We start from the raw sequence: 13,548 nt of genomic DNA on the forward strand, positions 1-13,548 counted from the left end.
GAGAGGTAGTATATACACACTAACATTTAAAAATAGAAGTGACTTTATGGGTGGTCGGCAGCGGAGCGGATGGAATCGTTCTGAAGAAGCGTAGCGTTCGCCTTTATCCCCGGATTTTTACCTTTATATGTTCTATAAAATAAAAAAATCCGGGGATAACAGCGATCGGAAGAATGATCCATCCGCGAAGCGATCTCCCCACCCATAACTCACTTACTTTTCAAGGAGGAATCACGATGAGCGACAAAGCGTACGCCTTATTCGAGGAACAGCAGCAACAAAGGGGTATTGACCTGGAACAAGTAAAGAAAAAACTGAAAGCGCTTAGCATAGAAACCCCGTCATGGGGCTATGGCGACTCAGGTACACGGTTTAAAGTTTTTCAAAAAACAGGCGTGCCGCGTGATCCGTTCGAAAAGCTGGAGGATGCAGCACAGGTTCATGCAGTAACGGGATTGTGTCCATCGGTCGCCATTCATATTCCATGGGATAAGGTGGATAATTACGGCAAGCTCCGCAGCCATGCCGAAAGCCTGGGACTACGTCTTGGGGCGGTTAATCCGAATCTGTTTCAGGATGAAGATTACATGCTCGGCAGCGTCACCAATGTGGACCCGGCAATCCGCCGCAAGGCAACAAACCACCTGCTGGAATGCGTGGACATCGCGAAAGAAACGGGTTCCAACGATTTTAGCCTGTGGTTTGCAGACGGAACAAACTATCCAGGTCAGGGAGACATCCGCAAGCGGAAAAATTGGATGCTGGAGGCACTCGGCGAAATGTATAAGGCGCTCACGCCTGACATGCGCATGCTGATTGAATACAAAGCGTTCGAGCCAGCCTTTTATCACACGGACATTGCCGATTGGGGCATGGCGTACAATTTCGCGACCAAGCTGGGACCGCAGGCACAGGTGCTTGTAGATACGGGGCATCATCTGCCGGGAGCCAACGTGGAGCATATTGTCGCGTTTTTAATTGATGAGAAGCGACTGGGCGGTTTTCATTTTAATAGTTACAAATATGCGGATGATGATCTGATCGTGGGCTCCGCGAATCCGTATGAGCTGTTCTTGATCTTTTATCAGATTTTGAACGCGGCTCAGGATGTGGATGCAGATATCCGCCACACGGTGGATAAAATTGCTTATTTGATCGACCAGTCGCACAATATTGAACAAAAAATCCCGGCGATGATTCGCTCGGTGCTGAATGTGCAGACTCAGTATGCGAAGGCGTTGCTGATCAATCATGCAGAGGTGGAGGAAGCGGCGAACCGACAGGATGTGCTGGGTGCGGAGGATGCTGTGCGCAAAGCGTTTGAGTTCGACGTTGCACCATTGCTCAAGGCAATACGTGAGGAGCAAGGGTTACCCGCTGATCCGATGAAAGCCTATTTAGCGTCTGATTATGGCACGCAGATTTTGCAAAGAGGCAAGGGTGGTGCAAGCTGGTGAGCATCCTCGCATATGATTTGGGGGCAAGCAGCGGCAGGGTTCTGCTCGGTCGATTGACGGATTCACGTATAGAGGTGGAGGAAATCCATCGCTTTTCGAATGATCCAGTCAAGGTCGGGGAACGTCTGCACTGGGATATTTTGCGTCTGTATCACGAGGTTCAGCAAGGGCTGCTCAAAGCCAAGCACATGGGAGTGGACCCGTCCAGTCTGGCGATTGATTCCTGGTCGGTTGATTTTGGACTGATTGGAGGAACCGGAGAATTGCTGGGTAACCCTTATCATTATCGGGATTGGCATACCCACGGGGTAATGGAGGAAGTACAGGGCCAGTTGGGGAAAGAGTTTATTTTTCAGCGCACAGGCATTCAGTTTTTGACCTTTAATACGATGTATCAGTTGGCTGCTATGCAAAAAGCAAAATCGCCGCTGCTGGAGCAGGCAGAGCATTTCTTGATGATCCCTGATCTGCTGCGGTATTTTCTGACGGGTGAAATGTATAATGAGTTTTCCAATGCGACCAGCACCCAGTTATATAATCCGTTACGGCAAGACTGGGATAATGAGCTTCTGTCCGGTATCAGCGTCCCCCGATCCTGGTTTGGAAAGGTACTGGAGCCGGGAAGTACCGCAGGTACGATCCGTTCCTCGGTCATGACCGATCTGGGCATCGGAGCGATTCCTGTGATTGCGGTAGCGGAGCATGATACGGGATCGGCTGTGGCGGCGGTGCCTGCGCTGGAACGATCATTTGCCTATTTAAGCTGCGGAACGTGGTCCCTGATGGGAACGGAAACCCCGCTGCCCGTGATCAACGACGATACGCTAAAATTTAATTTTACGAATGAAGGCGGGGTGGGTCGAACCTACAGGCTGCTTAAAAATATTATGGGCTTGTGGATTTTACAGGAGGCACGCAGAGAGTGGGAGCGGCAGGGAAGCTCCTATTCTTTCCCTGAATTGGTTCACATGGCAGAGCAGGCTCCGGCGTTCACTTCCTTGATTGACCCGGATGATGAACTGTTTCTGCATGCTGGGGATATGAAAACACGCATACGCCAATATTGCCGTAATACTGGGCAGCCTTTGCCGGAGACACCGGGGGAGGTCACACGCTGTATTTTGGAAAGTCTGGCGTTGAAGTACCGTTACGTTTTGGAGCTTACGGAACGGGTGTCAGGACAACGGTTTAACGGGTTGCATATGGTCGGTGGGGGAATTCAAAATCGGCTGTTGTGCCAATGGACGGCCAACTCGATTCAAAAACCCGTGTGGGCTGGACCCGCAGAAGCAAGCGCAATCGGCAATCTTGCGGTACAATGGATGGCACAGGGAAAGTTCGCTGATATATGGGAAGCACGCCGGGTCATCGCGGATTCTATTTCCGTAGAGGGTTATGAACCTGCCGAGTCGGAAGCGTGGGAGGATGCCTACGGACGATTCCGGCGTGTGGCGGGACTTTTTGTACATTAAAGATGTGGAGTGAGATTGCCATGCTGGTCGCAGAAAGATATGAGATGATCGTACAGCTCGTCAATGAAAAAGGAAGCATCCGTGTGTCGGAGCTGAGTGAGCTGTGCAAAGTAACGGAGGAAACGATCCGCCGCGATCTGGACCGTCTGGAGCAGGCGGGACGGCTGCGCCGTTCACATGGTGGAGCAGTCAGCGTCAAAAATGAGCAGCCCGAAACGCCGTATGCGGTACGGGAAATTATGAACGCAGAGGAAAAGCGCCGGATTGCCGAGGAAGCGGTAAAGCAGATTCAGCCGCATGATCGTATTTTGCTGGATGCTAGTACAACGGCCTGGTATATGGCGTCGATTCTGCCGGATATTCCGTTGACGATATTGACGAATTCGATCCGTGTAGCAACAGAGCTGGCGGGTAAGGAAAAAATCGAGGTCATTTCAACGGGGGGGCAGTTGCTACAGCGCTCGCTGTCGTTCGTAGGCCCGCTCGCGGAGCGCTCGTTGGAATCGTATTATGTGGATAAATTGTTTTTCTCCAGCCAGGGGGTCCATCTGGATCGGGGTATTAGTGAATCGAATGAGCTGCAAGCTCGTTTGAAGCAGAAAATGGTCAGCATTGCAGATCGTGTGATTTTACTGGCAGATGCGAGCAAATTTGGGCAGCAGGCATTCACGCATGTCGTGAAGCTGTCGCAGGTGTCCGAAATTATCACAGATTCACGGTTGTCAGACCCGATTCGCAGTCAACTTGCGGAGCTGTCAATTCCGGTTACGGTTGTGTAAAGCGTGCAGTTTCCGGGGCGAGAAAAGAATTTTTAAAGCGCTGATAGAGGCCGCTCCGCGTTTCATTTGATCTTACGATCGCTGTTGCAGTGGGATTCTTTGATGATGTAAAACACGTATAGGTGAGAATCCCACTGCAAAGGCGATGGGAAGCACCATCCGACTGCGCAGTGGCGCCATATGTAGCTTTCCAGCTCAGTTTATGTATAAAGTAATAGCTATTCCATGGACGGAAGGGGTGTCTCGTATGAAGGTATCTTTATTTATTACCTGCCTGAGTGATGCGATTTATCCCAAGGTGGGGGAAGCGATGGCACGTTTGCTTGCCAGATATGGTGTCGAGCTTAATTTTCCAAAGGTGCAGACATGCTGCGGCCAGCCGTCCTATAACAGCGGCTACTGGGATGAAACGAGGGCGGCGGCGAAAACGATTTTGAAAGCGTTTGACGACAGTGACTTTGTCGTATCGCCCTCCGGCTCCTGCACTTATATGATTCATCATTACCCGGAACTATTTAAGGATGAGCCAGAATGGCTGGACTCAGCGCGGCGACTGGAGCAAAAGACGTATGAGTTTACGCAATTTATGGTGCAGGTGCTTGGCGTGACCGATGTGGGCGCGTCTTTTCCGCATACCGTAACCTACCATCCGTCTTGCCACGGTACCCGCTTGTTGGGTGTGAAGGAGGAGCCGATGCAGCTACTTGGCAGCGTAAAGGGCTTGCAACTGGTGCCGCTTCCTTTTGCCGAGGATTGCTGTGGCTTTGGGGGTACTTTTGCAGTAAAAATGTCGGATATTTCGGGAGCGATGGTGACAGAAAAGGTGGATCATATCAGGGAGACGGAGGCCGAGGTGCTGGTTGGACTGGATATGGCCTGCCTGATGAACATTGCGGGAAATCTCCGGTATCGGGAAGAGCCAGTTCGGGTGATGCATCTGGCCGAGCTGCTGTATGAAGGGGTGAAGCACGCATGACCGCTGTACATTCACATTCGATGAGCCAAAAGGTCAAAAAACGCGCCGAGCTGGCCCTGAACGACGATTTTCTGCGGAATGCGGTCCGTTTCACAACGGAGCGTTTGCGCAACGGCAAGCAGGCGGCTTCAGCGCAGCACGGAAATTGGGAGGAATGGCGTGAGCGAGGCCGTCAAATTCGGCTGCATACCATTGCCCATCTGGACTATTATCTGAACCTGTTTGTGGACAATGCCCGGGCCAACGGGGTGCATATCCATTTTGCCGATACAGCAGCAGACGCCGTACGGATTACACTGGATATTGCTGCCCACAATCAGGCTCGGTCTGTTGTTAAATCCAAGTCGATGGTGTCGGAGGAACTGCACTTGAATCAGGCGCTGGAGGGCGTGGATATCGAGACGATTGAAAGCGATCTTGGTGAGTATATTATTCAGCTTGCAGGTGAGGCTCCATCTCATATCGTCATTCCGGCGATTCACAAAAACCGCTATCAGATTGCCGAACTGCTGTCCAAAGAAGCGGGGGAGGAACTGTCTGCGGATACGACGATTTTGGCTGGTTTTGTCCGCAAAAAATTGCGTGAAAAGTTTCTGGAGGCAGATATCGGAATGACTGGCTGTAATTTTGCCATCGCGGAGACGGGTTCCATGGTGCTGTTCGAAAATGAAGGCAATGCGCGGATGGTATCCACTTTGCCCAAAACGCAAATTACGCTGATGGGTATGGAACGGATTATTCCATCATGGACGGATCTGGAGGTTATGGCTACATTGCTGCCACGCTCCGCTACCGGTCAGAAGCTGACCATGTACATGTCCGGTATTACAGGCCCGCGGCGCAGCCAGGATGCCGATGGACCGGAGGAAATGCACATCATCATCGTAGATAACGGACGCTCGCTTCAGCTAGGCAATCCCGAGTTTCAAGAACTGCTGAATTGCATTCGTTGCGGGGCTTGCCTGAACGCCTGTCCGGTGTACCGCCACATTGGTGGACATGCGTATGGCGGGACATATAGCGGCCCTATTGGCGCGGTACTTACGCCTGCCTTGCACGGCAACATCGAAGAGTGGAACGACATTGCAAGTGCATCCAGCCTGTGTGGTGCGTGCTATGAAGCCTGTCCGGTCAAAATACCATTGCACGATATGCTAGTCTATTTGCGCAGACGCAAGGTGGAGGTGGGGCAAGGAGATAAGCTGGAATCGGCAGGGATGAAAGGCTTTGCGACCGTTGTTTCCAGCTCGAAGCGATTCGCAGCGGCGATTCGGCTCGGACAGATTGCCCAAAAAGCGGTCGTCCGTAAGGGAGAAATTACGCTTAAGCTGGGTCCGCTAAAGGGCTGGAATACGTACCGCGTGACCCCTTCTTTGGCGAAAAAGTCCTTCCGTCAGCAATGGAGCACACTGGAACGTGAGCTGGAGCAGGAACGCAATGTGATGCAGCCTGACGTTCGTAGCCGAATGGAGACGATTTTGGAAGATAGAAGTAAAGGAGGCAGACAGCATGAGTGAACAGAGTAATACTTCTGCACAAGCAAAGACCGCCCATCAAGCGTGGCTCCATCAAATGGAAGCCGAATCCCGCGCCAAGCAGGTACGCTTTATGGATGGCATAGCGACGAAGCTCAAGCGTCCGCGACAGACCCAGCCGCCAGTGCAGCCGTTCCGCGGCGCACCTGCATTTTGGCACGAATTCGAATGGAGCGCGGAGCAGCGCATCGAAGAGTTCACCGCCAACTTTACAAGTGTTGGCGGGCATGTCGTGCGTCTGCCGGATTGGGAGCAGACGGCAGACTGGATCGCGCGCAAGGCGCGTGATCTGGGAGCGACCTATATCGTCCGGCAGAATGAGCCGGACCTGGATGCGCTCCAACTGGAAACGGCGCTGCCGGAAGTCCGTCTATCGGTGTGGAACACCGATCCAGTCGAGGACTGGAAGGCCCGCGCCGCCGAGGCGGACATCGGCATCGTGATCGCCGACGAAGCCGCTGCCTACACCGGTTCGGTGGCGGTGCTATCCTCGCCAGAGAAGGGCCGCGCGGTCAGTCTGCTGCCGACCGTGCTGATCATTCTCCTTCCGCTGGAGCGTCTGCGGACGCGGCTGGGCGAGATTTTAGGCCGCTTTGACGAAGCTGGACGTGAGCAGTTGCCCGCAGGCATTCATTTTATTACCGGACCCAGCCGCTCGTCGGATATTGAAAATGATCTGACCATCGGTGTACATGGACCCGGCATCGTCTATACGCTGTTGATTGGCTAATTTGTAGATGGAGTTAGCAGGTAGACTGGCGCACCTTCAATTCAAAAGAGAGCGGGGCAGGCTCCAGAGGCTGGCCGTTCAACTGTCGATACAACGTACGGAACATTTCCTGTCCGATTTGCTGCAACGGGTTCGTAATATGGGTCAGTCCCATGGCGTCGGCTATCTGACTCTCGTCAGCTTCAAAACCGACTACCGCCAAGTCCCTGGGAACATTCCAGCCCTTACTGCGGGCGGCGGAGATTATACCGCATGCCACAAGATCGTTGGTGGTCATGATGGCATGCGGGCGTTCCTTTAACGACTCCAGCTTGGCGAACGCCCGCATTCCGTCCTGCACCGTATGGATACCGCTGAGCAGCCATTCCTCATTCACTGGCAGCTTCCTTGCTGCGAGCAGGTCATCATAGGCCTGGAGTCTTCTTTGGCTGTTGACGCTGTTTTTCCTGCCTACGGTGCAGGCGATTTTCTCAAATCCCAGCTCGGCCAAATGCTCTAATCCGATCCGAAATCCTTCATAATGGTCGAGATAAATGGATGAAATTTGTTTGTTTTTTAATGGCTCGCAGGTCACAATCGGACCATATTTGGTATAATGCCTCACAGCAGACCAATCCAGCATACGCCGTAAAATGACGATCCCATCCACTTTTTTCTGCCGCAAAAGCTCTAACGCCGCGCTTTCCAAATCCCGATTTTCCTCCGTCTGGTAGATCAGGACCTGATAATCCTGTTCTTTACCCGCATTGGATACTCCCTTGATGATTTGCATGTAATAATTGTTAATCGTTGGGGTCATGATCCCGATCACCTTGGTACGGCCTACTTTCAACTGCACTGCATTAATATTCGGAATATAATCCAGTTCCTGAATCACTTCCATCACTCTGGTACGCGTTGCTTCACTGACATAAGGATGATGATTGAGCACCCGGGACACGGTACTTGTCGATACCCCTGCGATTTCAGCAATTTTTTTAATATTATACATGGAATTCAGCTCCAAAAATTTAGTTCTTGACCTGGAATGCATCCCAGATTGTAGCATGAAAGCATAAAGCGTATGCAGCAATCCGGGATGCATTGGAGGCACACGGGTTCCGTCATACTTCTTAACAAATTATAACCTACTTGGAGGAATACGACATGGAACAGGCAAAACGATTTCCCAAAGACTTTCTGTGGGGCGGGGCAGCTGCTGCCATGCAGATTGAAGGTGCTTACAACGTGGATGGGAGAGGACTCTCCATCTCTGATGTATTTACCTTTGATCCGACACTCGACAAAAAGCACTGGCTGGATCAGTGGCATATGATGACCCATGCCCAGATCAAAGAAGCATTGGACCCCAACAGTACCCAAAACTATCCCAAACGCCGCGGAAATGATTTCTATCACCGTTATGAAGAAGACATTCATTTGATGGCCGAAATGGGTTTTAAATGCTTCCGTACGTCTATTTCCTGGACACGTATTTTTCCGAATGGCGACGAGACGGAGCCCAATGAGAAAGGGCTGCAATTCTATGACAAGGTATTTGATGCCCTGCTGGCCAAAGGTATTGAACCCGTCATCTCACTTACCCATTACGATATGCCGTTGTATCTTGTTACCGAGTATGGTGGCTGGAAAAACCGCAAACTGATTGAATTTTTCCTCCGTTTTGCCGAGACTGTGTTTACCCGTTACAAGGATAAAGTAAAATACTGGATTACGTTTAATGAAATGAACTGTGTCAAACACCATCCGTTTGTCAGCGCCGGGATCATCGAAGAGAATCATCCGAACCTGGAGCAGGACAAGTATCAATCTGCACATCACCAGTTTATAGCCAGTGCGCTGGCCGTCAAAGCCTGCCATGAGATTATACCAAACTCTCAAATTGGAAGTATGATCAGCTATCTGCTGCTTTATCCGAATACCTGCAATCCGGATGATGTGCTTGAATGCCAAAAGGAAGAGCGAGTGTCGTTCTTTTTCAGTGATGTACAAGCCAGAGGGTATTATCCGTCCTATACCGCACGCATGTTCAAGGAAAAGGGCGTTGTCCTGCATAAAGAACCGGGCGACGATGAAATCTTGCGAGATAACCTCGTAGACTTCATATCCCTGAGCTATTATATGTCCAACAATGCCAGCGCCACTGCCGATCAGCATGCCAAAGCAAGCGGAAATTTAATTGGCGGTGTGAAAAATCCCTACCTGGAGCAGTCCGAATGGGGCTGGCAGATTGATCCTAAAGGATTGCGTTATGCGCTGAATTACCTGTACGACCGCTATCAGAAGCCACTGTTCATTGCGGAAAACGGCGTGGGTGCGACAGATCAAATGAACCCTGACGGCACAATTAACGATGACTACCGCATCGACTATCTGAAAAAACATATTGAGCAGATGAGGGAAGCGATTGAGGATGGAGTAGACCTGTTCGGTTATACTGCCTGGGGCCCGATCGACATGATCAGTGCTTCGACCTCACAGGCATCCAAGAGGTACGGCTTCGTCTACGTCGATCAGGATGATCTGGGCAATGGAACATTGAACCGTTACAAGAAAAAAAGCTTTGACTGGTATAAAAAAGTGATTGAATCGGGCGGAGAAGTGCTCTAAACGGAGGCGTATGATGCATGAAAGGCTTGAGCCTGCTCTTATGCCTGATTTGGGGCTTTAATTTTGTCATCATGAAATTGGGCAATAGAGCCTTTGAGCCCGTTCAATTTGCGGCTTTCCGGTTTCTCACAGGGACGCTGCTCCTGTTCGGAATTCTCATGTGGAAACGAGTTCCGAACCCTGACAGGCACACGATGAAATGGGTTATCCTCTGCGGGATTCTCCAGACGACCTATTTTAATATTGCGATTCAGATATCGCTGAACTACATTAATGCTGGCTTAACCTCTGTGCTTACGTACAGCATGCCGCTGTTTTTATCCGTTATGGCTCATTTTATGATTCCGGGTGAGCGGCTGAATACACGCAAAACGATTGGAATTGCCACAGGGATCATGGGGCTATTATTTGCTATGGACATTCATTTGGGCGGCAATTTGTGGGCTATGCTGCTTGGGGTGAGTTCAGCGGTCGCTTGGGCACTTTCGAACCTGATTATCAAGCTCAAGCTCCAGCATTGCGATAAAACCCAGTTCACGACCTGGCAAATGGCGTTCGGTGCGCTCGGATTGTTATTGTATTCCCTGTTGTTTGAACGATGGGAGCCGCACTTTAGCACTACGTCGATCATTTATATTTTATTTTCCGGCATTGTGGCGTCTGCGCTTGCATTTCTGCTGTGGACCCATATTCTTACCAGAATGGAAGCAAGTAAAGCTTCTGTTACGCTGTTGCTGGTTCCCATCATTGGTGTTGTATCCGGCTGGATCTTTCTTCACGAGGAACTCAAAGCGGCTACCTTACTTGGCATTTTTTTAGTACTGGCAGGCATCTGGATTGTGAACCGTTCAGGGGCTCCAAAGCCGCAGTAAGCGGATGAAAGGCTTTTTTTAATAAAGGGTTGACAGAAAAAAAGAAACTCTATTATAATGAAGCCAAGAAAACGATTACAAAAATGAATCTCATAATTTTCAGGGTGTTACTATTTTAGGCATAACCTGAATGGAGTTCCGATAAATGGACGATAACGTCTATTAAGCGGTATTCTGTTCAGGTTTTTTAGTGTATTCACATTTTTTAACAGAGTCTCTTTAAAAAATGGCCTTCCAGTAAAAAAAAGCAGGTGGTCGCATGATTTTGAAGAAAGCGCTTAACAACAATGTCGTATTAGCAGAGGATGAGAACGCCCAAGAGGTCATTGCGACAGGGAATGGAATTGCATTCAACCTGAAGCCAGGAGATACCATCGATGAGCAGAAAATTACCAAGCTGTTTGTCGTCAAAACTCAGGATTTATCCTCCAAGCTGGCGGATTTGCTGAAAGATGTGAAGATGGAATGTATTGAAATTGCGGATGAAATCGTGGAGTATGCCAGACCGAGATTGGCTGGAGACATTAGTGATTATATTTATCTGGCCTTGATTGACCATATTTCATTTGCCATTGAACGGCATGAACGGGGAACCCCGTTTGAAAATCGATTTCTATGGGAAATCAAGCGGTTTTATCGCGAAGAATTTGCGATCGGAAAACATGCGCTGGAGATGATCCGTAACAGGATCAACATCACGTTCGATGAAAATGAAGCCGGGTTTATTGCTCTGCATTTCGTCAACGCCCGCTTGGATAATCAGAAGCTTGATCTGACGTTAAAAACGTCAAAAGTCATCAAGGATATTATGGATATTGTAAAATACCACTTTAACGTCGAGTTTGATGAAGATTCATGGAATTACAACCGATTTGTAACTCATCTTAAATTTTTTGCCCAGCGGCTTTTTGCCCACGAATCGGCAGACCCACAGTATATGAATTTGTTTGAGGACCTGAAAGTTAAATTTCCGGAAGAGCACAGATGCGTACAAAAAATAGGGGTGTATGTGAATAAGCAGTTTGAACAGAAATTAACCAATGATGAAATGATGTATCTGATGATCCACATTTCCAGATTGGTCAACAGAACAGAAAACTAACAGGGTGTTACCATTCGTGGGCATAACCTGAGTGATTTCGATACTAAAATGCATTTTGGTATCGGAGATTACTCAGGTTTTTTTATATCAACCAGAGAGCATGGGAGGCAGCGTTATGAGTAAACATGATGAATTAGCGAAATTTATTGTAACCAATGTAGGCGGAGAGGAAAATATTCGTGATCTGTACCATTGTATGACTCGTCTGAGATTTACACTTAAGGACAAGAAAAAAGCCAATAAACAGGCTTTGGAAAATTCCGACGGGGTCATTTCTGTAATAGAAAGCGGAGGGCAGTACCAGGTGGTGATCGGCAATCATGTTAGCGAGGTCTATGATGCGATTGCGGGGAATTACAACCTTCAGGTAAAAAGCGGCAACGACAAGAAAGAGGCTGATGCAAAGGAAGGCAATTTCATCAGCCGTGCCTTTACCGTCATGAGCTCCATCTTCCAGCCGATTGTACCTGCTTTGGCTGGTGCAGGGATGCTGAAAGCCATCCTGGTTATTCTTACGCAGTTAGAGTGGCTGGACAGTGCTTCCAGCACCTATGCTATCCTTGCTGCCGCAGGCAACGGTGTGTTTTACTTCCTGCCACTGATGTTGGCGTTTTCAGCTTCGAGAACGTTTAAGACCCAGCCTATCGTATCTGCCGCCATTATGGCCGCTTTGCTGGAGCCTAATTTCACCAAGCTGATGGAGAACACGGGAGATATTGCTTCCTTTATCCACATTCCTGTTGTCCTAATGAGTTATACGACGTCCATTATTCCTGCGATTTTAGCCATTTGGTTGTATTCGTATCTGGAACGATTCCTGAAGCGGGTGGTTCCGAAAAGCATTGAATTATTTATGGTCCCGCTCGTTTCCTTGTTAATTATGGTTCCGCTTACTGCCATTGTAATTGGTCCGCTGGGAGTGTATACCGGTAAAGGTATTGCAGATGGCATTGAATTTTTGAGTACGCAAAGCGGTCTTTTGACGGGGGCCATTCTGGGAGGCGGCTGGACCTTCTTGGTGATGTTTGGTTTACATTGGGGGATCGCGCCTGCAATGATCAACAATCTTTCCCTCAAAGGGTTTGATACGATCCGGCCTATGATGGCTTCCGCGACCTTCGCCCAATCCGGTGTCGCTCTTGGGGTCTTTCTGAAAGCCAAGGATAAAAAGCTGAAAGCTTACGCACTGTCATCTATTTTCCCTTCCCTGTTTGCAGGTATCACAGAACCTATCGTTTATGGTCTGTCCGTGAAACTGAAAAGACCGATGATTGCCGCCGTCATCGGAGGAATGGTCGGAGGGGCCATTGCCGGGCATTTCCAGACTACCGTGCTTGCTTATGTGTTCCCGGCCATAACAACGATTCCGGCGTTCTTTACGAATACCATTGCTTTTTATTTGATCAGCATCACCATTTCATTCGTGGTTACTACCGTATTAACTTATATTCTGGGCTTTAATGAAGGAAACGGGGCAACGGGTGCGGAGACAGGAAAGGCGGAATCAGAAAAATCCGAGCCTACCTCACAGACTGAATCTGGACAAACCGTAGTCACCGAGAATGTCTACGCTCCTATAAATGGCGAAATTGTTCCGCTTAGTCAAGTGCCTGATCCAGCATTCTCTACGGAAGCGATGGGTCAAGGGATAGCCATTTTGCCGAGCGAAGGGAAGGTATATTCACCAGTATCCGGGGTTGTCTCGCTCGTATTTCGAACCGGCCATGCGGTAGCCATCACCTCCGACAACCATCTGGACCTGTTAATTCATGTGGGACTGGATACGGTTAAGCTGAAAGGCGACTATTTCACGAAGCATGTAGAACAAGGGCAACGGATTGAACGAGGCGATTTGCTGCTTGAATTTGATATTCCGAAAATTCAGGCAGCCGGTTATGACCTGACCACTCCGATTATTGTTACCAACAGCACTGCTTACCAAAAGGTTACCCAGACACAGCAAAAATCCGTAGATTTGCAAAGTGTTTTGCTCACAATACATTAAATAAAGGAGG

At 49.3% G+C, this 13,548-nt stretch carries 11 protein-coding genes; 10 read left to right on the forward strand and 1 reads right to left on the reverse strand.

Annotated features, from left to right (window positions below):
* Positions 1-236: 236 nt before the first annotated feature.
* From rhaI to HPL003_RS19160, 6 genes are all read left to right on the forward strand, one after another.
* Positions 237-1,457 carry an L-rhamnose isomerase gene (rhaI, locus tag HPL003_RS19135; RefSeq protein ID WP_014281381.1) on the forward strand — a complete coding sequence of 407 codons (1,221 nt, stop codon included), beginning with the start codon at positions 237-239 and terminating at the stop codon, positions 1,455-1,457.
* The gene (gene rhaB / locus HPL003_RS19140) at positions 1,454-2,929 is read left to right on the forward strand and encodes a rhamnulokinase (protein ID WP_014281382.1); all 1,476 of its coding nucleotides are present in this window, start codon (positions 1,454-1,456) and stop codon (positions 2,927-2,929) included. The genes rhaI and rhaB overlap by 4 nt, the downstream gene beginning before the upstream one ends.
* A gap of 20 nt (positions 2,930-2,949) precedes the next feature.
* Entirely contained in the window at positions 2,950-3,708 is a 759-nt protein-coding gene (locus tag HPL003_RS19145) for a DeoR/GlpR family DNA-binding transcription regulator (protein ID WP_014281383.1), read from the forward strand.
* 247 nt (positions 3,709-3,955) lie between these two features.
* Entirely contained in the window at positions 3,956-4,684 is a 729-nt protein-coding gene (locus HPL003_RS19150) for a (Fe-S)-binding protein (RefSeq protein ID WP_014281384.1), read from the forward strand.
* The gene (locus tag HPL003_RS19155) at positions 4,681-6,201 is read left to right on the forward strand and encodes a LutB/LldF family L-lactate oxidation iron-sulfur protein (protein WP_014281385.1); all 1,521 of its coding nucleotides are present in this window, start codon (positions 4,681-4,683) and stop codon (positions 6,199-6,201) included. The genes HPL003_RS19150 and HPL003_RS19155 overlap by 4 nt, the downstream gene beginning before the upstream one ends.
* Positions 6,194-6,949, forward strand: a complete 756-nt coding sequence (locus HPL003_RS19160; protein WP_014281386.1) for a LutC/YkgG family protein — start codon at positions 6,194-6,196, stop codon at positions 6,947-6,949. Before HPL003_RS19155 ends, HPL003_RS19160 begins: the two co-directional genes overlap by 8 nt.
* Before the next feature lie 13 nt (positions 6,950-6,962).
* Here HPL003_RS19160 and HPL003_RS19165 read toward each other — a convergent pair whose 3' ends face one another.
* Entirely contained in the window at positions 6,963-7,940 is a 978-nt protein-coding gene (locus HPL003_RS19165; RefSeq protein ID WP_014281387.1) for a LacI family DNA-binding transcriptional regulator, read from the reverse strand.
* A 155-nt stretch (positions 7,941-8,095) separates the two neighbouring features.
* Here HPL003_RS19165 and HPL003_RS19170 point away from each other — a divergent pair, with 155 nt between their 5' ends.
* From HPL003_RS19170 to HPL003_RS19185, 4 genes are all read left to right on the forward strand, one after another.
* A complete protein-coding gene (locus tag HPL003_RS19170) occupies positions 8,096-9,559 on the forward strand; it encodes a glycoside hydrolase family 1 protein (RefSeq protein WP_014281388.1) in 1,464 nt (487 codons plus the stop codon).
* Between the two features lie 17 nt (positions 9,560-9,576).
* Positions 9,577-10,431, forward strand: coding sequence for a DMT family transporter (locus HPL003_RS19175; RefSeq protein WP_014281389.1), 855 nt, complete (start codon positions 9,577-9,579; stop codon positions 10,429-10,431).
* Positions 10,432-10,690: 259 nt separating this feature from the next.
* Positions 10,691-11,533, forward strand: coding sequence for a BglG family transcription antiterminator LicT (gene licT / locus HPL003_RS19180; RefSeq protein ID WP_014281390.1), 843 nt, complete (start codon positions 10,691-10,693; stop codon positions 11,531-11,533).
* Between the two features lie 115 nt (positions 11,534-11,648).
* Positions 11,649-13,538: a beta-glucoside-specific PTS transporter subunit IIABC gene (locus tag HPL003_RS19185; protein ID WP_014281391.1), complete on the forward strand. Its 1,890-nt coding sequence runs from the start codon at positions 11,649-11,651 to the stop codon at positions 13,536-13,538.
* The last annotated feature ends 10 nt before the right edge of the window (positions 13,539-13,548 follow it).

The organism is Paenibacillus terrae HPL-003 (assembly GCF_000235585.1).
GTDB classification, from domain to species: Bacteria; Bacillota; Bacilli; order Paenibacillales; family Paenibacillaceae; genus Paenibacillus; species Paenibacillus terrae_B.